The 23,224-nt window shown below is 38.8% G+C and carries 17 protein-coding genes; 8 read left to right on the top strand and 9 right to left on the bottom strand.

Annotated elements, in window-relative coordinates; genetic code table 11:
- Nucleotides 1-23: 23 nt before the first annotated feature.
- Nucleotides 24-488, bottom strand: a complete 465-nt coding sequence (locus tag ACG916_RS10590; RefSeq protein ID WP_004723670.1) for an Lrp/AsnC ligand binding domain-containing protein — start codon at nt 486-488, stop codon at nt 24-26.
- Between the two features lie 139 nt (nt 489-627).
- Here ACG916_RS10590 and ACG916_RS10585 point away from each other — a divergent pair, with 139 nt between their 5' ends.
- The 5 genes from ACG916_RS10585 to ACG916_RS10565 all read left to right on the top strand — a co-directional run bounded on the left by ACG916_RS10585 (nt 628) and on the right by ACG916_RS10565 (nt 6,458).
- A complete protein-coding gene (locus ACG916_RS10585) occupies nt 628-1,887 on the top strand; it encodes a D-amino acid dehydrogenase (protein WP_336952064.1) in 1,260 nt (419 codons plus the stop codon).
- Between the two features lie 86 nt (nt 1,888-1,973).
- On the top strand, nt 1,974-3,098 hold the full coding sequence (gene alr / locus ACG916_RS10580) for an alanine racemase (protein ID WP_336952063.1): 1,125 nt from the start codon (nt 1,974-1,976) through the stop codon (nt 3,096-3,098).
- A 10-nt stretch (nt 3,099-3,108) separates the two neighbouring features.
- Nucleotides 3,109-3,480 (top strand): RidA family protein, encoded by a 372-nt coding sequence (locus ACG916_RS10575; RefSeq protein WP_336952061.1) that lies wholly within the window; start codon nt 3,109-3,111, stop codon nt 3,478-3,480.
- Between the two features lie 185 nt (nt 3,481-3,665).
- Complete coding sequence (locus ACG916_RS10570) at nt 3,666-5,096, top strand: amino acid permease (protein ID WP_004723666.1); 1,431 nt, start codon at nt 3,666-3,668, stop codon at nt 5,094-5,096.
- Nucleotides 5,097-5,348: 252 nt separating this feature from the next.
- Nucleotides 5,349-6,458: an acyltransferase family protein gene (locus ACG916_RS10565; RefSeq protein WP_336952060.1), complete on the top strand. Its 1,110-nt coding sequence runs from the start codon at nt 5,349-5,351 to the stop codon at nt 6,456-6,458.
- A gap of 383 nt (nt 6,459-6,841) precedes the next feature.
- Here the strand turns inward: ACG916_RS10565 and hemJ are convergent, their stop codons facing one another.
- The 8 genes from hemJ to ACG916_RS10525 form a co-directional block, all read right to left on the bottom strand.
- The gene (hemJ, locus tag ACG916_RS10560; protein WP_004723664.1) at nt 6,842-7,294 is read right to left on the bottom strand and encodes a protoporphyrinogen oxidase HemJ; all 453 of its coding nucleotides are present in this window, start codon (nt 7,292-7,294) and stop codon (nt 6,842-6,844) included.
- A gap of 81 nt (nt 7,295-7,375) precedes the next feature.
- Nucleotides 7,376-8,608, bottom strand: coding sequence for a beta-ketoacyl synthase N-terminal-like domain-containing protein (locus tag ACG916_RS10555; protein ID WP_336952059.1), 1,233 nt, complete (start codon nt 8,606-8,608; stop codon nt 7,376-7,378).
- Nucleotides 8,609-8,910: 302 nt separating this feature from the next.
- The gene (locus ACG916_RS10550) at nt 8,911-9,036 is read right to left on the bottom strand and encodes a hypothetical protein (RefSeq protein ID WP_336952058.1); all 126 of its coding nucleotides are present in this window, start codon (nt 9,034-9,036) and stop codon (nt 8,911-8,913) included.
- Nucleotides 9,037-9,056: 20 nt separating this feature from the next.
- Nucleotides 9,057-12,899, bottom strand: coding sequence for a DUF4132 domain-containing protein (locus ACG916_RS10545; protein ID WP_419328216.1), 3,843 nt, complete (start codon nt 12,897-12,899; stop codon nt 9,057-9,059).
- Between the two features lie 129 nt (nt 12,900-13,028).
- Complete coding sequence (locus ACG916_RS10540; RefSeq protein ID WP_419328217.1) at nt 13,029-15,182, bottom strand: hypothetical protein; 2,154 nt, start codon at nt 15,180-15,182, stop codon at nt 13,029-13,031.
- Entirely contained in the window at nt 15,179-16,363 is a 1,185-nt protein-coding gene (locus ACG916_RS10535) for a VWA domain-containing protein (protein ID WP_336952055.1), read from the bottom strand. Before ACG916_RS10535 ends, ACG916_RS10540 begins: the two co-directional genes overlap by 4 nt.
- Nucleotides 16,360-18,966: a DUF5682 family protein gene (locus ACG916_RS10530; RefSeq protein WP_419368186.1), complete on the bottom strand. Its 2,607-nt coding sequence runs from the start codon at nt 18,964-18,966 to the stop codon at nt 16,360-16,362. The genes ACG916_RS10535 and ACG916_RS10530 overlap by 4 nt, the downstream gene beginning before the upstream one ends.
- Nucleotides 18,967-19,004: 38 nt before the next feature.
- On the bottom strand, nt 19,005-20,096 hold the full coding sequence (locus ACG916_RS10525; RefSeq protein WP_336952053.1) for an ATP-binding protein: 1,092 nt from the start codon (nt 20,094-20,096) through the stop codon (nt 19,005-19,007).
- Nucleotides 20,097-20,407: 311 nt separating this feature from the next.
- Between ACG916_RS10525 and ACG916_RS10520 the strand changes: the two genes are divergently transcribed.
- From ACG916_RS10520 to rpsG, 3 genes are all read left to right on the top strand, one after another.
- Complete coding sequence (locus tag ACG916_RS10520; protein WP_419328219.1) at nt 20,408-21,889, top strand: EcsC family protein; 1,482 nt, start codon at nt 20,408-20,410, stop codon at nt 21,887-21,889.
- A gap of 147 nt (nt 21,890-22,036) precedes the next feature.
- Nucleotides 22,037-22,411: a 30S ribosomal protein S12 gene (gene rpsL / locus ACG916_RS10515; RefSeq protein ID WP_004648013.1), complete on the top strand. Its 375-nt coding sequence runs from the start codon at nt 22,037-22,039 to the stop codon at nt 22,409-22,411.
- A gap of 179 nt (nt 22,412-22,590) precedes the next feature.
- Nucleotides 22,591-23,061, top strand: a complete 471-nt coding sequence (rpsG, locus tag ACG916_RS10510) for a 30S ribosomal protein S7 (protein WP_004655203.1) — start codon at nt 22,591-22,593, stop codon at nt 23,059-23,061.
- Nucleotides 23,062-23,224 lie beyond the last annotated feature (163 nt).

Here is a 23,224-nt window from a genome sequence, read left to right as displayed (position 1 = left end):
ATCTAAAAATAAAAAATGATGGATTAGCGAACGTCCAAATACAATGATTCCTTAATTTCTTCCATTACAATATAGCTGTGTGAAGAAGCAGAGGAGGGAAGTTTTTTTAGTAAATCACCCAGTAAGCGTCGGTAAGCACTCATTTCTTTTAATCGGGCTTTGACTAAATAATCAAAATCTCCCGAAATAAGATGGCACTCTTGTACTTCTGGTATTTCCATTAAGTCCTTGGCCACTTGTTCAAACACGTCACCAGACTTTGCTGATAAGCTAATTTCTAGAAAAACCAATAAGTTGCGATCAAGATGTTTCGGATTTAGTCGTGCATGATAGCCCATAATGATGCCATCTCGCTCCAAACGTTTGACGCGTTCAGAACAAGGTGTGGTCGATAAACTGACCCGTGAAGCCAACTCGCTGATGGCAATTCGACCCTCATTTTGAAGAATATCTAAAATCATTCGATCTATACGGTCTAATTTACGCATCAATTATTCCCTTTTTTTTAATCATTTTTCACGACAAAAAATTAAAACACCTAAATTTTAGCATTAAAAATAGTGAAATAAACTATTGAACCAAAAATATACTAGTGAAATAAACTAGTAAATGCATAAAGGATAAGAAATGCGTGTAATAGTATTAGGTAGTGGTGTGATTGGCGTAGCAAGTGCATATTACCTCGCGCAGCAAGGAGCACAAGTTACAGTTTTAGACCGTCAAGCAGGTCCAGCTGAAGAAACCAGCTTTGGTAATGCAGGTCAAATTTCTCCAGGATATTCGACACCGTGGGCTGCACCCGGTATTCCGTTTAAAGCGGTTAAGTGGATGTTTCAACATCATGCACCACTTGCGATTAATATCGATGGCAGTATGTGGCAGTTACAGTGGATGGCGCAAATGCTTAAAAACTGTAACTCAGAAAGTTATGCGATTAACAAAGAACGTATGACACGTGTTGCAGAATATAGCCGTGACTGTTTAAGAGAACTGCGTAAAGATACTGGCATTGAATACGAAAACCGTTCAAAAGGCACGTTGCAAGTTTTCCGTAATGAAGCTCAATTAGAAATGGTTCAGCGTGATATTGCTGTACTCAAAGAATGTGGTGTTCCACATGAGTTATTGCTTAAAGATGATCTTGCTAAAGTAGAACCAGCACTAGAACATGCCAAAGATAAATTGGTCGGTGGTTTACATCTTCCAAATGATGAAACAGGCGACTGCTATTTATTTACCAATGCTTTAGCCAATTTAGCCAAAGGTTTAGGTGTCGAGTTTAAATTCAACCAAAATGTTGAAAGATTGGTGGTTGAAGGTGATCAAATCAAAGGTGTAGTGGTTAATGGTGACGTGTTAACTGCTGATCGCTATGTATTGGCTTTTGGTAGCTATTCACGTGATTTCTTAAAGCCGCTGGAATTGAATTTACCAGTTTACCCAGTGAAAGGTTATTCTTTAACGATCCCGATTGTTGATCCAACATTTGCACCACAATCTACAGTTTTGGATGAAACCTATAAAATTGCGATTACTCGTTTTGATCAACGTATTCGTGTTGGTGGAATGGCAGAATTAAGCGGTTTTAATCATGGTTTAAATGCTGATCGTCGTGGCACGTTGGAAATGGTGACCCAAGATTTATTCCCGGGTGGTGATTTGGCACAAGCGTCATTTTGGACCGGTCTTCGCCCAATGACCCCAGACAGCACACCAATTATTGGCGCAACACGTTTTAAAAATTTATTCCTTAATACAGGGCATGGCACTTTAGGCTGGACCATGGCATGTGGTTCAGGAAAATTAATCAGCGATCTAGTACTTAATCATCAAACTGATATTAGTACCGAAGGCTTATCTATTCAGCGTTATCCACACGCTGCTTAAGTCAGCCACATTGTTAAAACAGTAATCAATAAATTGTTTAGCGATAAATAATTTACAACGCCAATCCATATTCAGGGATGAATAAAATGCCTAGACCAATTACTGCTGTCATTCATCAGGATGCTTTGTTGCATAACTTGAATGTCGCCCGTCAATTTATGCCACAAAGTAAAGTTTTTACCGTGGTCAAGGCCAATGCTTATGGACACGGTATTGAGCGTGTCTATGATGCATTCAAATCCGCAGATGGTTTTGCTTTGTTAGATATCGATGAAGCAAAACGCCTAAGAACATCGGGATGGACAGGTCCAATTCTGCTCTTAGAAGGTATTTTTTCAGCAGATGATTTATTGGACTGTGAAAAGTATCAATTAAGTTTTAGCCTACATAATGAAGAACAAGTGAATTGGCTAGAACAATTTCAAAGCCAATCTCTCAAAGACAATCCAGCACAGACTCAATTCGATGTATTTTTAAAAATGAATACAGGAATGAATCGCCTTGGTTTTAAAGCTGATGCGTATCGCGCAATGTGGCAAAGATTAAAGCAATTCGAGGTGGTGAAATCTATCACGCATATGATGCATTTTTCAGATGCAGATGGTGAGCGTTTGGGGCAATCTGGGATTGCCTACCAGCAGGCTATTTTTGAACAAACCATTCAAGATTTAGACGGAGAGCGTTCAGTTTCAAATAGTGCGGCCATTCTCCGACATTCACAAGATTTACGTTCAGATTATATTCGCAGTGGGATTATGCTGTATGGCAGTTCTCCTGACTATCCAACACACTCAATTCAAGACTGGAATCTTAAACCAAGCATGAGTTTACGCAGTGAAATCATCGCAATTCAAGATTTACAGCCGAGTGAAACAGTGGGTTATGGATCTAAATTTACTGCAACCCAAGCCATGAAAATCGGAATCGTGGCATGTGGTTATGCAGATGGTTACCAACGTATTTCGATGGATGCACCAGTATTGGTCAATTCTGTACGAACACAAACTATTGGTCGTGTCAGTATGGATATGTTGGCGGTTGATTTAACTCATATCCCAGATGCGCGAGTTGGAAGCGAAGTGGTACTTTGGGGACAGTCTTCAAATGGAACTGTACTGCCGATTGATGAAGTTGCAGCAAGTTCTGGAACCGTAGGTTATGAGCTCATGTGTGGTGTAACTGCACGGGTAAATTTTAAAATTTCAAAATAAGGACATCAACATGTCAAACAACGTTCAACACCCAGACATTCAAAAACTCAACAGCAATCAAGTAATGAGTGCAGTCACCATTTTCAATAAAGTGGTTTATTTGTCAGGCCAAGTTCCTAAAAACACCCAACAGGATATTATTGGTCAAACTCAAGAAATCTTAGCAACGATTGATCAATTATTGCTTGAGGCAAATACCGATAAATCACGTTTATTGTCTGCGCATGTCTACATCAAAAATTTAGATGATTTTGCAACTTTTAACACCATTTGGATTGATTGGTTAGAAGGTTGTGTTGCTCCATCTCGCGCAACAATTCAAGCTGATTTGGTTAATCCAGATTGGTTGATTGAGATCGCAGTTATTGCGGCGCAGGCATAAATTAACCGCTTGTCATAAAGTAGAATTGATTATTGTCAACAATTAAAGCAGTATTTGCCCCGAATTAAAGCTGGTCACATGTAAACCATGTGGCCCAGTTCGCGTTAGGTAGAACAATAGAACGGGAATGTTCTTATGCCACAAGCGGGTTTTACCTCCAAAAAATTGTCAAAAAGGATATTTTTATGACAACTTCAAGCCATTCAGATGACGTACCATCGTCGCCAAATGAGCTACAACGGAAATTATCCAATCGTCACCTACAATTAATTGCGATTGGTGGTGCAATTGGTACTGGCTTATTTATGGGTTCAGGGAAAACCATTTCCCTTGCAGGCCCTTCAATTCTGATCATTTATATGATCATTGGTGCAATGTTCTTTTTCCTGATGCGCGCATTGGGTGAAATTTTACTTTCAAATCTGCACTACAAATCCTTTATTGATATGGCACATGACTTAATTGGTCCGGGTGCTGGCTATTATATTGGCTGGTCATACTGGCTCGGTTGGATCTTAGTGGGTATTGCGGATTTAGCTGCAATTATTAATTATCTCAATTTTTGGCTTCCTGACGGAACCGCCTTTACCCCCATGGGACAAGCCTTAATTAGTGCTGGATGCGTACTCTTGGTATTGGGAATTAATCTCCTCACAGTAAAGTTGTTTGGTGAAATTGAGTTTTGGTTTGCTTTGATCAAAATTTTAGCCATTGTTGGATTGATTCTTATTGGTGGCTATATGGTGTTGAGCCATTTCCAAGCACCGACAGGTTCAGTTGCAAGCTTTAGCAATGTCTGGTCGCATGGTGGCATGTTCCCGAAAGGCGCAAGTGGCTTTTTAGCAGGTTTCCAAATTGCCTTGTTTGCTTTTGTCGGTGTCGAGCTGATTGGTACTATGGCGGCAGAAACCAAAGATCCTGAAAAGAACTTACCTAAAGCGGTCAATGCGATTCCGACCCGTATTATTTTGTTCTATGTATTGGCACTCTTTATCGTGATGTCGGTAACCCCTTGGAATGAAATTCCTGCGGATCAAAGCCCATTTGTCACATTGTTCCTACATGCTGGTATTGGTGCAGCAGCTGTGATTATGAACTTGGTGGTTTTATCCTCGGTAATGTCATCGATGAACAGTGGTGTATTTTCAACCAGTCGTATGTTGTTTGGATTGGCTAAAGAAGGGCAAGCACCGACTAAGTTGGCTGAGCTGTCTAAACGCGCCGTTCCTGCAAAAGGTTTGTTGTTCTCTTGTGGCTTTATTATGGCAGGTGCAGCACTACAATATTTTGTTCCAAATACCGTCGAAGCATTTACCTTAGCCAGTTCTTTATGTGTGATTTTATTCATTAGTATCTGGAGTATTATTATGGTGTGTTATATACGCTACCGTAAATTACGCCCAGAATTACATGAGAAATCAAACTTTAAAATGCCAGGTGGTGTATGGATGTCTTATCTTGTTTTGATCTTCCTTGCCTTTACTTTGGTGATTTTAAGTCTTGAGCCTGATACTTTAAAAGCTTTAATCATCAGCCCGTTGTGGGTGATTATTTTAGCGGTGACCTATCAAATGATGTATAAACCGCGTATGAAAAAACGTAATCAACAGCTTTAATGTTGAATATTCAATTGATCAGGAGATGGTGTTAGATCATCTCCTGAATAACTATGATATGAAAAATTTTAATATAAATTAACTCTAAAAATTAAACGCTTAGATTAAATATAAAATGCTCAAGTTTTTGGTTTTATCCGTGATTGATTACATAGATTAAATGTAGAATTTAACAAATTATTCAAAATAAAATACTGAAATAAAAATAAAAAACACGTTTAATAGCATCATTTATGATAAGCAATAGCAGATATGCGCAATAACAAGATCGATCTCTTACGTGGAATTTCAATTTTATTGGTCCTTCTCCACCATTTTAATATTCCTTATAAACTGCATGACACATTTCTAGGTATACAGATCTTTGGAGAAAGCTTAAGTACTTTAATTGCCCGCAATGGTAATTATGGAGTGACTTTATTTTTTGTGATTTCGGGTTTTTTAATCACTCAACATACTTTACAAAGAAGTGGGACACTTGCACAGATTAAACTCAAAGATTTCTATATTCGCCGTATTGCCCGAATTATGCCTTGTTTGGTCCTACTGGTGGTGCTGGTCACAGTACTGGGTGCAATGGGGTTAAAACCCTTTCTCAATCAAGCGCCAAACGGTATTGAAGTTTCTTACGGCTTAACTGTATTTTCTGCTTTTACCTTTTGGATGAATATCCTAATCATTGAAAATGGCTGGGTGAATTATGCGCTAGGCGTGCTATGGTCTTTATCTGTTGAGGAAGTCTTCTACTTAGCATTTCCAATTTTGTGTGTTGTATTAGGCCGTGGTAAAGGGTTTATTATATTTTTATTGGCAATCATCATTTATGCACCTTATTTCCGTTCATTGCATTTTGCTGAGGAAAGCGGGGCTTATCTTTATCATTACTTCTCAAGTTTTGACGGAATTGCGATTGGTTGCTTAACTGCTTTAATGAATCAGCGGATGGGACAAAAAATTCAGGTTTCCAAAATCGTGGTTCCAATCATTGTCGTGTTGATAGCTGCTGTTTATTTATATGCACCAATCAAAGAGGTTAGTACGTGGGGAATCAGCATTTTTGCCATATTGTCAGCAATGCTGATCTTCTGTTTTGCTCAGAACCCACACACTGAATCTCGCTCTATATTGTCAAAAGGTGTAGCGTGGATTGGGCAACGTAGTTATGAAATGTACTTATTTCATTTGATTATCTTGGGTTTATTTAAAGTTTTTTATTTTCCTCAAGAAACCTTAGCTGTTGAAAAATTAATGCTATTGCCAATTTATTTTATTGCTGTTTTTGTATTGAGTTGGGCCATTGAAAAGTATTATTCAACACCGATGAATGCAAAAATTAGAAATTGGCTAATTAAGAGCCATTGAAAGAAATCCTATATATATTGAGTTTGCACAAGCAAATGATTATTCCGGAACAGATCTAATGGACTGATGTTGAGCGCAATAGAGTGATTGTGCAGTGTTTAAGGTAATAACAACTACTTTTTACATTATTGAATCGTGCATGCGCAAGGTTTGCTGTCCCCTACGAAAAATGGGGCATTGCCAGCACAAATGAAATTAAACCTTGTATCTAAGATGTGACAGTGAAGCCTCTATAAAGGCATGTATTAAGTGTTTTTAATGATATTGTTGATTAAGTTTTTATAATTTCATGTTGCTGAATTTATTAAAAAATTATTTAGGTGGGCCTGTAAATTACATACAATCAATAAAAAACCTCCATTTAGGAGGTTTCTATCTACAATTTAAAATGTGGGTTTAACCACCACTAAAATCACCACTGCAAATAAAATCAGGGTTGGCATCTCATTGAAAAATCGCCAAAACTTATGCGATTTATAATGTGCATTGCCAATCAGTTTTTTACGGTAATAACCGCAGACAAAGTGGTAAATCACCAAAAGACCAACTAAACCGACTTTTAGATAAAACCATAAAGCTTCATGGTAATGACGTGTTGCATCACCCCAGTCTACGAGAAAATGTGCGGTGATCAAAGTTGCGATCATCGATGGCCACATAATGCCCCGATATAATTTACGCTCCATGATCTCGAAACGCTGATGACTTAGATTATCATCGCTCATGGCATGGTAGACAAACAAACGCGGGAGATAAAACAGTGCTGCAAACCAACACACGACTGCAATGATATGTAAAGCTTTTACCCAAAGGAAAGCTTCTGAAGGAGCATCCATCAATTTACCCTTTTAAGGGCAGTGTGGGAGATGCCGATCATCCAAACTTATTATAAATTTGAATGATCAACAATTCTTTGTTTAGCCTTCCCATTTTTTAAAAATGAGACAAGCATTGACACCGCCAAAACCGAAACTGTTACTCATCACAGTATTCAATTTTGTATCACGTTTTTCAAGTACGATGTCATAACCTTTTGTGCCTTCATCTAGTTCTGTGACATTGATGTTTGGCGCGATAAAGTCATTTTGCATCATCAATACAGAATAAATGGCTTCTTGAACACCAGCAGCCCCCAGACTGTGACCTGTCATAGACTTGGTTGAGCTTAATGGTGGAACATTACCTTCACCAAATGCACGACCCATCGCAAGAAGTTCAGTCACGTCACCAGCAGGTGTTGAAGTACCATGGGTATTGACGTAGTCAATCTGATCCACGCCATGTTGTTTTGCTTCTTCTAAAGCCATCAAAATACAACGGGTAGCACCTTCACCTGATGGTGCAACCATATCCGCACCATCCGAATTTGCAGCATAAGCAACAACTTCTGCAAGAATATTTGCACCACGTGCTTGAGCATGTTCAAGTGATTCAAGTACAACAAAACCACCACCACCTGCAATCACAAAACCGTCACGGTCAGCTGAGTATGGGCGTGATGCTGTTTCTGGAGCATCATTATATTTAGAACATAGTGCGCCCATCGCATCAAACAATAAGCTTTGTGACCAGTGATCTTCTTCACCGCCACCCGCCAACATTAAATCTTGTTTACCTAATTGAATCAGGTTGTAAGCATAACCAATTGCATCAGCTGAAGTTGCACAAGCACTGGTGATTGAATGAGCAACACCTTGTAATTTGAATGCAACACCGACATTGGCAGTAATGGTGTTAGACATATTACGTGGTACGAAGAACGGGCCAATTTTACGTGCACCTTTTTCTTCTAAAAGTTTAACCATCTCTGTAACAGATGCAGTTGAGTTCCCACCTGAACCCCCTGCAATACCGTAACGAGGATTACCGCCCAGTTGCTCTGGTGTTAGGCCAGCATGTTCTACAGCTGCAAGTGCTGAATTGTAGGCATACATTGCACATACGCCCATGAAGCGTTTAAGTTTACGGTCAATACCATCAAAATCTTGTTCAGCTGCGGCACTGACATGACTTTTAAAATTAAGTTCTTCGTACGTTGAATTATGACGTGTCCCTGAAATACCATTTTCCAAAGAGTGCTTAACAGCTTCCAATGTATTACCGATACATGAGTTAATACCCATACCAGTGATGACAACACGACGGTTCATGCAAAGTCCTTTATTTTAGAATACAGAATGAATGTTTACATTTAAACGCGTTTACTTTTTTAGTTCAATGGCGAAAGATATTGATTCTTGTGCATCATTAAAAACCTTATATTGTATGCTTAAAAGTTAATTAAGTGGCTGAAAATAAATATATTTATTATTTTTATAATAATATGAATTCATGATGGATATTTACATCAATTAGGCAAAACCATCCATAAGCAGGACTAATTATAGAGGGTTTGAAGCAGTAATTTTTGAAATAAATTTTAAATACTGGAATGAGCATGGTGTTTTATTGCCTATTGTAGAACGATGTCTGTATTTACATGCTGAATCGAATTACCCATATAACCGATATGATGACTATCAACAGTCATCATATCGGTTGCAATACAGCTGACATCCCCTGTAGCAAGTCTAAACAAAAATTCTTAGTCTTTATGAATTACCAAGGCGTTTTCTTTTCCCACTCTGGATCAAAACCTGATGTCGATGCAGCAACTTTTAAATAGTCTGCATAGCTCTCAGCCAATAAAATTGGTGGGATCTGTTTAAGTGGAAGTTCATTGTTATTCCAAGATCGACTGGCTTTTTTGCTAAAGGTGAGTTCATAAAGTACAGCTGGAATATTTTCCTCTGGTACATAACTTCCACTAAATGTAATTTCTACATCTATACCCAACTGTTTATAAGGTTTGGTATAGCGGTCAAATGAGCCACCATCTTCAATGCTGGCACGTTGATAGCCTAATTTGGTTACAACACCACGTAGGGTAAATGTGTCTGTAAGCCAGCCGTTATGATCCTTGATTTCAGTGACATTATCATCTTCAAGCTTTGGCAGGTGATGGGTCATCTGTTCAAATAAGAATTTGACTTTATAGTCTTTAAAATGTGCAATCCAATCTTTCGCTTCCTTTTCACCGACCAAAACCGCATGAGAAATTTGAATTTTACTGTCTGTGCAAAGCTCGATTTCATCATCGTCTAAATTCAGTAATGCACCATCATCACTTGGTCTAAAACTGATTTTTTCACCATTGGTTTTGATCTCAAGCCAAATCAGTTTTTGGATTAAGCGTCTCATGATTGGGTGGGCAAAGATATATTCTTGCCACTCAGCAACATTCCACTGACGTTCGCTACACATTGCCTCGTACAAACGACCTGTTTGCATATCAACGACTTGTTTAAACTCTTTTTTACTGGTACTAAACAGTGCTTTGGCTTCTTTGATCAGGCTTTCATCATCATTTTGGCGGGCAGCAGGTAGCGCTTTAACTTCTTTACCTTCTTCATTTTTAAGAATGAATTTATCTTTATCATCAACAATTGCACTAAAGTTACGTGAACCATATTGTAGCTGTAACACTCCATTTTCATCTAAACCTGCTGTTGGAATAGTGCGATCGGCCAACTCATCACTTGTCCATTGATTACGTTCAGCAATTTCAGCAACCAATGTGTTTGCAAGTGTTTGCACCGAAGCGGTACGGTAACGACGTGAAAGTGAAAGCAACAGTTGGATGATTAATGGATCATTACTGATCGATAATGCACTAATCATGGCTTCAATTTGTGAGCGACGAGGGTAGTGTTGCTTCATATAGTTCTGCAATTGTTTTACTGCGAAACTTCCTTGCGCATTGGCCGTCAGTGAAAGCATACCTTTACTTTTGATCGCGGAACCCAGATAAAGTCCTAAACGTTCGCGTTTAATCTCTTCAATCACTTCTTCTAAGGTGATGGTGCCGTATTTGGCATAATGTTCAGGATATTTTTCACCATAACGTTTGTATGAATCACGATAAGAACTCAGACGGCCAGGTGCTTCTGTGGTTGCATATTGTGTTGCTTCATCCAATGGTGTTTGTAAGGTATCTTGATGAATAAAACTGTGTAATAAATGATTGGCAAGTTGTACCTGATCTTTTTGATCGAGTAAGCCACTATAGCGTTGCAATAGGGCATTGGCTCTAGGCTCTTTCAATTTTTCAGCCAATATCACCCACCATTTGACAATTCTAGGGTCAACCTCTTTGCCATTCTGCCATTTCACTTTTGGCAATGTTTCAAAATCAAACCATGTAAAACTGCTTGAAAGTTTGCCTTTCAAACCGTCTTCTGCTTCTTTCAACAGCACTTCTGGTTTGAGATAAGCATTAATATCTTGCCCAAGCTTTTCCAATGCAGTTAAAAGTGCAGCTCGAACAATTTCTTTTTTCTCTTTTTTAAGTAAAGCATTCAGAGGTTTTACTGCATCCTGATTTTGTAGACGTGCCAACCATTCAATTGCGGTGATTCGAATGTCTTGTTTACCTGACTCTAAGGCCTCTATGGCACGTTGATGAATGTCAGGAAGATGTTGTAAGGTTTCTTGCGCTTCATAACGCAAACGCTTATTTTCACCCAATGCAAATTCGAGTAAACGCGGAATAAACTGTACTGGCAAGGATGGGAAGCATTTAAGTACAAAGATGGCATCTGATGGATTAAAGCTTTGGTATTCATTTTGTTCTAAAGATGGAGAAAGTCCCAATGCTTCAGTTAAATACTCTTGATTTTCCGCAAAAAATGGCCAAATTTTATCTTTCTCATAAATATGATCTTGTAAACTTTGATAATAGGATGATCCCGCTAGAATCCCTTGAGCAACTCGACGTTTTGGATTATTAAATTTTGCCGCATCCAAGGCCTGAACGATATGGCGAAGTTCATAATTGGCATATTCTTCAGGTTTAAGCATTTCAAATAAATTAGGCCAATAGATCCAATTCCGATTGCGTATCGCAATGATTCTCATGGCATGATTAATGGAAAATTCAGGATATTTTTTATATTTATTTTTATGGGTAATAATATTTTCAACTTGGTGTACATTTTTAAAAGATGCATCACCGTTCAGTTGGTCAACAATCGACGTTAAAGTTTGATGATTGATTTTTTTAAGTTGCTTTAAATGATCTTGAGCCCAAGTTCTTTTATAACTTGCTGTTTTATTCTCTTCAATTTCATCGGCAGCATTCTGTTCAGCTTTTGCCAAAATTTCTTGATAATTTTCTAAAATAACCTCGGTAAAACTTGCTGGAATTTTTTGTTCAACAAACGGTTGAAAGATTGGTGCTTCAAAATCTTGTTGTAATTGCGCAGTATCAACAGATCTTAAGCGTTGAATCGCCATTTGTAAGATTTGTTGTACAGATTTTTGTTTTTCCAGTTCAAATGCTTGTTCTAGTACAGTCAGGTTGTCAGCACCTAAACGTGCCAATAGATCTGCAGAGAAACCTCGTTCCTGACTTGAACCTTCCAATAGATTTTGATTTAAATATTTTTGGCTATCTTCTGGATTTAAATTCGTCAATAGACTGGTGGCTTTAGTACGAATAGTTTTAGATTTCCCTACAGAAAGTTTTACAATCAAGTCAGGGATTTGTTTGATCAATATTGTTTGTTTGGCGATATAGTCTAAAAAGTTTTCTTGTCCAATGATACTCAGTGTTGGAATAAGTTTTCTGAGTTGATCTAATCGGGCTGAAATGAAATCTTGGGTGTCCTTGAGTAATAATATTTTATCTAATTTACTAGAATGATAACTGTCGATATTTTGGCGTTCAAATAGATAAGGTAGCAGTTCATCGCCTAAACCCTGTTGATCACTTTCAAGTAAATCAAATAGTTTTTGTTGGGTCCAATTTTGCTTTAACAATTTATTCGGATCTGCTTCGCTAAAATGCTGGCTATCAAAAGCGGTAATAAATGTGTCTACTGTGAGATAAATAAACCAAGTGGGTACTTTTTCATAAATATTGGTAAAATTTTTCTGTTGTGTTGCAGCTTCAAGCACTTTGGCAAAACGAATGATTTGTTCAAACTCTAATTCTTCAAAGATCTCACCATAATAACGACGGCGTAGTTTTAGTGCTGCTTCAGCAAGCTTATTTTCTTTTTTATCCAGTGATTGATTGTTTTGAGGCCAGTACCAGCTATAGGTACCCGGCTTTCCCAGTAAAAGTAGTGCTTTTTCATTAGGGTATTGCTGTAATTTAAGTAATATTTCCGGATTTTCTCCATCCAAAATAAACAAAACCACATTTTGATCAAGTTGCTCTTCAATGACGGCCAAAGGCTGGAAAATATGGTAGAGCTTTTCAACTTTATTTTTTAGATCTTCATTATATTTTTGAATATGGTCATGATCATTGGTTGAGTTTGCTTGTTGTGCTTTAACCGCCTTATCCTCAGGCTTTAAAAACATCGACTCAATTTTTGAAAAAAGTTTATTTAACATCTGTATTCCTTTTGAGCAAATCGCTGTTGCTTTTCTATAGGCGCTAATACTTTAGGCTTTAATACTGTGCTTGGTAGTTCACTAAAATTATAGAAAAATATCATCAATTTAAATAGCAAGCTTAATTTATCACGACGTAACTTGTCCTTCTAAAGCGATTCTATGATTTAGGCGTTGTAGTTGTAATAAAACATGTCGCCATTTTAAAAGCTGACTGGCTAAACTGTGCTGGGTGGAATCTGATTTGAGTGAGTTTTGAATAAAGCTTAAACCCAAATCTGCAAACTTTTCAGCAAAATCATCTAGTTTAACCAAATCATCCGTATCCAATTTTGAACGACCTGTATTCGCATAGAATTCAAACAAGGCTTGTGACTCCAAGATCAAAAGGTCTAATACAGATAAATGTTGCTGCTGTTTCCACTGCTTTTTTTGTTCGAGCAGTTTTTCAATACGACCCGTAATCAGCTCAACCAAGCTACTTTTCTTCTGTACAGGATGGTCATAATCCAGACTGAATATTTTTAAACCTTTTGGCGTTGTTAAAAATACACTACATGGAATGAATTGAATTTGTTGCTGTGTTGTTTCGATACGCACCAACGTTGCGATAATTTTTTCATTATGAATTAGTTGGGTGAGATGTTTAATTCGTGCACGGTATTCAGGTTCTATCGGAATGACCAGTTTGAGTGCTCTATTTTCATCGTCAGTGATACGGTATTCAAAATATTGCTCTAGCTCGTTGAGTTCAGGTGCTGTGATACTTTTATGGCGAAGCAGTACATAACGTGATTTAAGCTGTTCTAGGCTTGAATGCGGAAGAAGCATTTGCTGTAAAGATTGCCATGTTGAAATGCCAATATTCATTTGTTCTAAATCGGATTGGCTAAGTGCATTCAACATGCCTTTTGGTAAAAAACGAGTATCTGTGCTGGCACTAAGTTGTGTCTCTGAACTGGATTTTGCATGGGTTAATTCAAGTTGATGTTGCAGTAAAAAGCTGAGAGAACTCCCCCAGATCCCAGTATTGGCTGCACTGTGCATATCAAAGGTGCGATCTAAATGATTGGCACGTGCCTGAGTCACTTCTTTGAGTTGTTGCTCTTTTACATCCCAGAAGCATACTGTTAGACCATGTGCACCACTCTCTGTATTCCACCATTCACAACCAAGAGGGATCAGATGCGCTATGCTTTCTTGTTGATAGTCACGTTGTACAGCACCTCGAAGTTGTCGCAATGCTTCGGCTTGAACATCTGGATTTAAATGCTCGATTTCTGACAGTGCAGCCAAATAGGCATACAAATGTGCCAATTGATTAAAAATCTGTTGCTCATCAACCTGTATATCTGCTTCTAAAAACTGCTTCATTGAACCATGTAAAGCACGCAATAAGCTCCCTAAACGTGGTAAGTTTTGTGCGCGTGCTTGCATATTTAAAATATGCAGTGACATGACCATTTCTTTGGCCAAATGTGACAAACCTTGCTGAATAAAGTTTTGACAAATGATTTTAAGTTCTTGGATCAATACCCGATCATCAGGTGAAAGTTGTTGTGTAGGATGGTGTTGTTGCGCTGTTATATCAATTGACCATTGCCATTTTTTAGGGACATTTTTGAGAAATAAATAAGCAATACATGCCAAATGCCCAGCAACTTTTTGTTTGTCTGCGATTTCTGACAACATGCCTTCAAACCCTGTTGCGGGGTAGAGAACAACTGGATTGGGACTTAAATCGGTTTGAAAAATGATTTTATATTCTTGAATACCAATTTGACAATGTTCAGATTGAAGCAACCAATTTTGTACAAATTCATAGGCCAAACGAATATTGGCTTTGCCTGCTTGTTTTTGGATTTTACTTAGATCAAATTCTAAAACAGTTTCAAGGGCCGATGTTGTAGCTTGTTTAGATGTCTCAGTATGTTGAGATGCTTCCTGTTGAGCGAGCAGTACTGTATCTTCTCGATTATTGTTAGGGCTATTTTCACTTGGGGTATTTGCTGTCGTCAGGAGTGTTTCATGTTCCTGAACCCATAAAATACTGCTGAGAATGTGTTTACAACAACCTTGTGCTGAACAACTACACAATGCTTTGGTGATGCCTTCAAAGGGCAGTTTAACTTCACATTCTTCGACTTTAAATACCAGTTGATCGTGCTCTTGTTGCAGTAGTTCAACAGCATCTAAGGCTTTACGGGCACGACGTAGAAGACCAGCATTGCTGTGCATGGTTAGGCTGTCTTCATCGTATTGAGTATAAATATGCCAACTCATTGCATCACCTCTGCAAACCATGTCGCCAAATGTTCGGGGGTCATTGCAGCGATTTGCATACCGCGTTCTTGGAGTTTTTGTGCCATATTGATGTCATAAACAGGATTGGCTGCTTGATCCAGCGCCGCAAGCCCAAGTAGTTTGCAGCCTTGTTGGTTGAGTTGACTGGTGGTGTTGAGCATTTGTTGAACGGATGCACCTTCTTCAAAGTCACTGATCAAGACTAAAATACTGCGATTGGGTTGTTTAATCTTTTTTTGACAGTATTGCAAAGCTTGACCAATGTTGGTTCCGCCACCGAGTTGAATGGTCAGTAAGACTTCAACTGGGTCATGTGCCAAATGGCTTAAATCAACAATTTGAGTGTCAAATAGGACTAGACTAATATTGACCGCAGGCAGAGCTGCCAAAATACTGGCACATACTGCTGCATACATGATCGAATCCATCATCGAGCCACTTTGGTCGACACACAGTACAATTTCCCATGGCAAATGCTTCTGTACACGGGCATTAAAATAAGGGGTTTGGATAATCAGTTTTTGTAAATCAGGCTGATAATTTTTGAGATTGGCTTGAATGGTCCGTTTCCAATCAAAGTTTTGTGCCTGTTTAAGATGTGAACGCTTAAAACGATTACGGCGACCTTGTAACGCTTTTAAAAATTGTGTGCGGATTTTTTGTAAGAGCTCTTCCACGACTTTTTGAATTAATTCTCGAATCGCATCTTTCATTTCATTACTTAAACGACCGCGCATACTCAGCAAAGCTTTGGCAACCGCAGGGTTGGGTTCAAGTTGTCTTACATGCTCTGGGTTTTTAAATAATTCAGTTAACTCATAACGTTCTATGGCTTGTTTTTGCATACGTTCAAAGGTCGATTTTGGGAACAGTTTTCGACTTTGGTTGAGCCAGTTAATCGCGTTAAGTTGAGAGGCTTCTAAACCGCCATGGCGGTTTTTCCCTTGTTGGATGCCCCGACGCTTATATTCATTTTGGTAGAGATAATCGAGATTGTGTTCAAGTTTAAGTTGATCGCCTGACAATGCCGCTGTTGATAAATTCTGGTCGGCATATCGACCGAGCATCAAGCGCCAACGGCGTGCTTGATCCATGGCATCAAGAGAAGCAGGGGGATCGGAGTTTTCATCAAGATTTGGTTCAGGAGGTAATTGACTCATTTATTCACTCCTTGTTGTTCTGATTGCTGTTCAAGCTGTTGTTCTTGATTAGAGCGATTGATTGCCCAGCGATCTAAGTGATCATATTCAAATATTTTTTGCAGTAGTTGGTTAAGTTGTATGCCCTGGAATACATCCTGTTCCCCAATATGACTAAGCACTTGATCGAGAATGACATTCTCTCCTAGTCCTGTGGTTTTAGCGATAATTTTAGATACTTTGGTGCTTTGCTTTGGGGTGAGCTGACTAAAGATATAGCGTAAATCAGGTAAAATCCGAATAAAGGTGTCTTCCGTCCAATGACTGACCAATTGGTGAAGTGCATCAATTGCAACATTGGATTGCACAAAGATTTCAGGCGCAATAAAAAACATGCCATGTAGGTATTGCACAGCGTTTTCAGGATCGCTTCCCACTGCAAAAGCCAGTTGTAATTGTTGTTGAAGTTGATTTTGCTCAATTTGATGATCTAAAAATTGCAAAGTATTTAGCGCGCCTTTGAGTGAGCTAAGATGAAATTCATCAATTTTTGCCAGATCAATTTGGCTATACATCAGTTCCAGTAAATCCACAGCTTGTGCATTCACGACTGCATGTTGTAGTGAAGAATTCCGTTGCTTGATATTTAAAATCAGTTCATGCAAGGTTTTTAAGTTGCTAAGATTTTGTTCAATTTTTTCTTCATGGGTATCGTAAATTTGATCAAGTAAAAAACAGGCCTGATAGACGGCAAAACTTAAACTTTGTATCACGATTTTTTCGGGTAAATTTAACAGTTTGTGACCATGCCATAAATAATACAATTGCTGTGCTGCACCAATCACCGATGCAAGGTTTTGATCGCTTTCTAAAAAAGTATCGAGTTGTTGACTGAGCAATTCTAAATGTTGCTTTAATCCTAAGCGGCACGCCAAAGCTAGCAATTTGGCAGTTTCAAAGGCAGATTGCCCGACACCTTTTGCTTCATTTCCTTGCTGTAGTTGAATAATTTTAAGCAGTGCAATTTGTTCGAGTTGGTTGCCCATTTCTGCCAGTTCAATCAAACGTGCTTCAACACTTGGTGTCCATGCATAGCGCCATTCCTCAAACAACAAATCCAGACTGGCACCCTGTACAAAATCTGGACCTGAAATACGTTGGGCAAAATTACAGCCTACAAATTCCAGTAAATGCAAATATTGGCTAATGTTCTGATGTAAAGGTTTTCGATAAATATCGAGTTTTCGATTGCGTATAATGGTGTCATTTAAATTAAAACGATAGGCTTTAATCTGTTGATAGGTATTTTGTAATAATGCAGGACTGTGCTGATTTTGAGCAACCTTACCAAGTTGTTGTCCACTTAAAAACTGAAAAATTAGGGTAAATAAATGCTGTTGTCCATCATCCATTTCCCCTTTGATGAGTGCTGATTGCAAAGCATCGAGTAAATCATAACGGCTTGGTTGATGATGTCCACGAAGGCAAGCCAATTGCCAAGCAAGTTCAGCGGTATTTTTTAGTGCGATATAAGGCGTTACATCCAGTGCATTTTCTTGGTTTAAAAAATGGCACAACTTATTTAAATATTGAAAAAATTGCAGTTGTGTCTGTTCAACTGTTGGATTGTTTGCAGATTTTAAATTTTGCCAATGTTGTTGATAATATGCAGGTGAGGGCATACCTGAAGCATAGCCATTTAAAGCATCTAAACGATCGAAACTATAGCGAATCAGCCAAGCTTGCTCTTGCCAGTTTTGCTTTTGATCTTGGACAATAAAACGTTCTGCTTGCTGTGGGGCTACTAGATTTTCAATTAAGGCAAGACTATGAAAGCCACCCGTGATCACCAAAATTTTATGCTTGGGATCAATACTGTCTTGGATGCAATTCCACATCACATCTTCACGATGTAATGAAGCATCTTGCAAAAGTACCTCACGCTCATAATCCAAACGTGCTAATGAACACCAAGCAAAAACATCATCAAAAAATGTTTGAGCATGTTGCAGTTGTTCAACATTTTGCAGCTCGAATAAATGATCCCAAAGTTCATCATGATTTCGGCAATGCATCGTTTCAGCAAGTTTTTGGATATATTGGCTATGTGCAAAATAACGTTCAGACAGCAGACTTTTTTGTTGCCAGTCCAAATCAGACTGTTGCGTTTTTAAGGCACTTTGTTTTGCCCAATCCAAGTCAATAAATTTAACGTCTGCTCGAATGTGTTTTGCCTGTTGGATAGCGACCCATTCAGGGGAGTATTCACAAAAAGGGAAGTAGGCAGAAAAGATTTCTGGTTGAACTTCTGCATTACTTTCATGTGCTTCGTCAGCACCATTTCTATTTGCAGCGCCTTTTTGGGGGGAGGTTTTATTTGAAGAACGTTGCGCTTGTGCAAATATTGCCACAGGAGGCTGAGTGGCTTGGTTCTGTAAGCTTTCAATTAAGAATTCAAAACTTGTTAGTGCTTCGATTAAAATGTGTGTGGGCTTAAGTTCATCGATATATTGCTTGAGCGCGTATGCACAAGCGGGGCTATGATGGCGGATTGGCGCAAAAAAAACGTTTTGTTTTGCCAGTTGCTGTTTCAGTTGAAATGCCTGTTTTAAGCGTGCAGGCATTTCCCCTCTCTCTATATTTCGATCCAGCAGCTGCATGATTAAAACTCTCGGCTGGCTTCATAGAAACTTTTCCAATCAGCATCCTTACGTGCACGCTCTTTCACCACAGTATCAAGATAGTAACGCAGGCGTTTAGCATCATCTGGATTATCTTTAAACACAACCCCAATCAATTGTTGTGCGAGGTGTTCTGCTTTTAATTTTCCATCACTGAGATAAATGGCTTGTAGACCTGCCGCATGGGCAATATTGACTGCTTCAGCAGTAGACATAACAGCATCAGGCGTTTTAAGTGTTGCGCCTTGCAGACTTTGTCCTGTTCTAAGCTCATTGAAAATGGTCACCAAGAGTTCGATGACTTCTGGGCGAACTTGGATTTCACTGTATAAATCAGCAAGCTGGTTCTTAAGTTGTAATCCCACCAGTTCGATTTCAAATTTTTGGTCACGAATCGGTTTTACCGTTTCAAAGTTAAAGCGACGCTTTAATGCTGCTGACATTTCATGTACGCCACGATCACGCAAGTTTGCTGTTGCGATGATGTTAAATCCTTGTGTTGCTTGCAAACTAAAATCTTGTCCCATTTCAGGGATCATCATTTGCTTTTCAGACAGTAAAGACACCAATACATCCTGAATTTCAGGTGGGCAACGTGTGATTTCTTCAAAGCGGGCAATTTGTCCATTTTTCATAGCATAGAAGAGCGGGGAGGGAATTAATGATTTATCTGTTGGTCCTTCCGATAAAAGTAATGCGTAGTTCCAAGAATATTTAATATGGTCTTCGGTCGTCCCCGCTGTTCCTTGAATCGTGAGCTGAGAATTGGCTGAAATTGCAGCACTAAATAGCTCTGAAAGCATTGATTTTGCTGTACCTGGTTCACCCACCAGCATCAAACCCTGATTGCCCATCAAGGTAACCAAGGCACGGTCAACTAAAGCATCGTCACCATAAAATTTTTTTTGAATATCAAGTTTGGCATCACCCAAAATAAATGAGCGAACAGCGTAGGCAGAAAGTTGCCAACCTGCTGGCTTTCTATGTTGATCTTGTTCTTTTAAGCGTTCTAGTTCTGCTTGATATTTTTGTTCTGAACTGTGTTTAATTTGATTTTGAAAATTTTGCTTCATAATGATTCTGTATATTTTATCCAATGAATCTATCATAACTGGCAAAGACTAAGATGACCACTAGTACGTAAGTCGCCCGCGACAAATTATGACATCTGTTTGTTATAGAAAGTATTTTTAAGTAAATTGAGTACTGTAATTGCAAGTGAACTAGGGTTAGATTGTTTATAATTGTATAGTATGATGATCTGTATTGAAATTTTGTGAAATAGTGATTGTATTGATTCGCAAATCAGTACATTAATGTAAGCGTTGAGAAACTATTTAATACAAGCTTTAGTGTTTGAAAAACCACAGTTACGAGGGTGCACATGGCAAATTCTAATAAAAAACAATCCGGCGGATTTATTTCAAATGCTTTTGGCGTAGCCAAAAAGCTAAGCGAAACAGGTTTAAGTGTGGTCAATCATGTTGCTCCTGGTACGGTGAGTAAATTGAGCCACAGTCCTAAAGTTGAATCCGTTGTGCAAGGTACTGCTCAAGAAAGAAGTGCTTTTGAGCGTAAACAATATGAAAATCCTCAACAGATGCTACGAGAACATCTACCGAATGTAACGGGACAGCTTTTGGGGAAACATTTTAAAAAAATCAATAATGTCGCTTCGTTTATTTCGCCAGATTTAAACGATAAATTGTCTGATTTTATTTTTGATAAGCTCAATGAGTTTGTTTCAGAATTGACGTCTGTAGATGCTGTTCTAAAAGAAGTGGGTGCAAAAAGCTTGGCAGAATTGGCTAAGGATACTGAACGTTCACAACGAATCAGTATTGCATTGGCAAATCAGAATAAAATTATAGCTGCAATTCAAGGTGCGGTTACTGGTGCGTTTGGTGGCGTAGGTGCAATTCTTGATGTACCTAGTTCACTGGCTTTGGCACTTCGAAGTGTTTATCACACTGGAAGAGCGCATGGTTTTGAGTTGAATGCAAAAGATCATGCCGTTGTTGAATACATCTTTAAACAAATTGATCTAGGCACTGTTGCTGAAAAACACGCATTAATGGCGGCAATACGAACTTTTGCAGGGGTGTTGCAAACTCACAATGTGAGTCAATTGCAACAGCTTTTAGGTTCAAGCAATGATATAGAGCTGTTAAAAAAATGGGTGGCAAATGAGGATGGTACATTTAAGTTGCCGTGGATGAATAATCTTCCACATTTTAGCTTGCTGACACGACTTACACCCCTAGCTACGATGGGAATCAGTGCTGTATATAGCTGGAAGTTAGTCGATGATGCAACTGATAAAGCTCAAATCGTATTTTCAGGTGCAAGGCAATATTTGTTACAGCATTCTGATGAAAAAATTGATGTATTAGAGGCTTATGAAAAATTTAGTCAATTGATCTCAGATGCGCATCCCTTGCTTTTAGACGACAGTAAAGCACAAACACTTACAGAGAAAGCAGAGCCTCAGGTTGAAAATGAAGCAATTACTCATGTTGAAGTGAAAGAAAAAACCAGTGAAACTGTTGAAGAGCCCAATGCTGAGGAAAAAGTTGGGCAGGGGATTCAAAAACTGGCTGAAACTCACATTGAAGATAAACATGCGACTCAACTGGAAAATAAAGCGACACCAGTAAAACCTCAACGCACTGGGCAAAAGAAAGCAGTAACAGTGAATGCTTCTACAGAGAAAGCAAAAGAAGTAGCGAAAACATCGGCATCTGCGAAAACTGTAACAAAAAAGCGCACCCCTATAAAAGCTAAAGCGACTGCAGAAAATGTGGTAAAATTAACTGAAAAATCGCAAGAAGTTACTGAAACAAAATCAGAAAATAAGCCTGATTAGGTTGAATCATCTATTCAGCCAAAGCTTGAAATGGTCAATATTTGACACCATGTTGAATGTTGACCATTTTTACTTCTTGGCTTACAATTGCATGCCCTCAAAAAGTGGTAATTTTTTGAGGCTTTTTATTAACGGGAGAATTGCCATATGGCAACAACAAATCAGTTGATCCGTAAGGGTCGCACAACTTTGATTGAAAAATCAAAAGTTCCTGCGTTGAAGGCTTGTCCACAACGTCGTGGTGTTTGTACACGTGTTTATACAACTACACCTAAAAAACCTAACTCAGCAATGCGTAAAGTTTGCCGTGTTCGCTTAACTTCAGGTTTCGAAGTTTCTAGCTATATCGGTGGTGAAGGCCATAACCTACAAGAGCACAGTGTTGTTCTTATCCGTGGTGGTCGTGTTAAAGACTTACCAGGTGTACGTTACCATACCGTTCGTGGTTCTTTGGACTGTGCTGGTGTTAAAGATCGTAACCAGTCTCGTTCAAAATACGGTACTAAACGTCCTAAGAAATAATCTTTTAAAGATTAGCTTCTTAAGAAGATAGAGCCGCAATCCTTTAGCGTCTCGCTTGTCTGATTTCTGCATTAATTTTGTGAAATTCAAGCGACGTGTAGTAAGGCCAGTGAATAGCACACGACACTTTGTGCTGATGCTGGATAAACCTGAAGTGTCATATTTATAGGTAGATTAAAATGCCAAGACGTCGCGTAGTCGCTGCTCGTGAAATCCTTCCGGATCCTAAGTTCAGTAGCCAAACAATCGCTAAATTCATGAACCACGTAATGCAAGATGGTAAAAAGTCTATTGCTGAAAGTATCGTTTACGGTGCTTTAGACCGCGTTCAAGAAAAAAACAAAGTAGACCCAGTTGAATTTTTTGAGACTACTCTTGAAAAAGTTCGTCCTATGGTCGAAGTAAAAGCACGCCGTGTTGGTGGTGCTACTTATCAAGTACCTATGGAAGTACGCCCATCCCGTCGTACTGCCTTAGCTATGCGTTGGTTGGTAGATGCTGCTGCTAAGCGTTCTGAAAAAACTATGGCGTTACGTCTTGCTGGTGAGTTGCTTGATGCAGCTGAAGGTAAAGGCGCAGCGATCAAAAAACGTGAAGATGTGCATCGTATGGCTGAAGCTAACAAAGCCTTCTCTCACTACCGCTTCTAAGCGGCTAAAACAGTCCCTAATCAGGAGAATACTCATGCGTACTGCAGCACGATTTAACATCGCCCTCTACCAAAGTGGGGGATTTGCGGGTATTTAAGTTGCCCATTACGTATTGAGTATCCGTACGCATCAATGCTTCATTGATGCGTCCTGTTTTAAACAA

The organism is Acinetobacter legionensis, from assembly GCF_048552295.1.
Lineage (GTDB): Bacteria > Pseudomonadota > Gammaproteobacteria > Pseudomonadales > Moraxellaceae > Acinetobacter.
This window is presented reverse-complemented; position numbering and strand designations above follow the sequence as displayed.

Excerpts from the sequence above, each read along its gene's own strand:
- ACG916_RS10590 (WP_004723670.1), bottom strand. The coding sequence starts at position 488 with ATGCGTAAATTAGACCGTATAGATCGAATGATTTTAGATATTCTTCAA.
- ACG916_RS10565 (WP_336952060.1), top strand. The coding sequence starts at position 5,349 with ATGCGCAATAACAAGATCGATCTCTTACGTGGAATTTCAATTTTATTG.
- ACG916_RS10585 (WP_336952064.1), top strand. The coding sequence starts at position 628 with ATGCGTGTAATAGTATTAGGTAGTGGTGTGATTGGCGTAGCAAGTGCA.
- ACG916_RS10525 (WP_336952053.1), bottom strand. The coding sequence starts at position 20,096 with ATGAAGCAAAATTTTCAAAATCAAATTAAACACAGTTCAGAACAAAAA.
- rpsL (WP_004648013.1), top strand. The coding sequence starts at position 22,037 with ATGGCAACAACAAATCAGTTGATCCGTAAGGGTCGCACAACTTTGATT.
- ACG916_RS10530 (WP_419368186.1), bottom strand. The coding sequence starts at position 18,966 with ATGCCTGCACGCTTAAAACAGGCATTTCAACTGAAACAGCAACTGGCA.
- alr (WP_336952063.1), top strand. The coding sequence starts at position 1,974 with ATGCCTAGACCAATTACTGCTGTCATTCATCAGGATGCTTTGTTGCAT.
- ACG916_RS10520 (WP_419328219.1), top strand. The coding sequence starts at position 20,408 with ATGGCAAATTCTAATAAAAAACAATCCGGCGGATTTATTTCAAATGCT.
- ACG916_RS10545 (WP_419328216.1), bottom strand. The coding sequence starts at position 12,899 with ATGTTAAATAAACTTTTTTCAAAAATTGAGTCGATGTTTTTAAAGCCT.
- ACG916_RS10555 (WP_336952059.1), bottom strand. The coding sequence starts at position 8,608 with ATGAACCGTCGTGTTGTCATCACTGGTATGGGTATTAACTCATGTATC.
- ACG916_RS10575 (WP_336952061.1), top strand. The coding sequence starts at position 3,109 with ATGTCAAACAACGTTCAACACCCAGACATTCAAAAACTCAACAGCAAT.
- hemJ (WP_004723664.1), bottom strand. The coding sequence starts at position 7,294 with ATGGATGCTCCTTCAGAAGCTTTCCTTTGGGTAAAAGCTTTACATATC.
- ACG916_RS10570 (WP_004723666.1), top strand. The coding sequence starts at position 3,666 with ATGACAACTTCAAGCCATTCAGATGACGTACCATCGTCGCCAAATGAG.
- rpsG (WP_004655203.1), top strand. The coding sequence starts at position 22,591 with ATGCCAAGACGTCGCGTAGTCGCTGCTCGTGAAATCCTTCCGGATCCT.
- ACG916_RS10540 (WP_419328217.1), bottom strand. The coding sequence starts at position 15,182 with ATGAGTTGGCATATTTATACTCAATACGATGAAGACAGCCTAACCATG.
- ACG916_RS10535 (WP_336952055.1), bottom strand. The coding sequence starts at position 16,363 with ATGAGTCAATTACCTCCTGAACCAAATCTTGATGAAAACTCCGATCCC.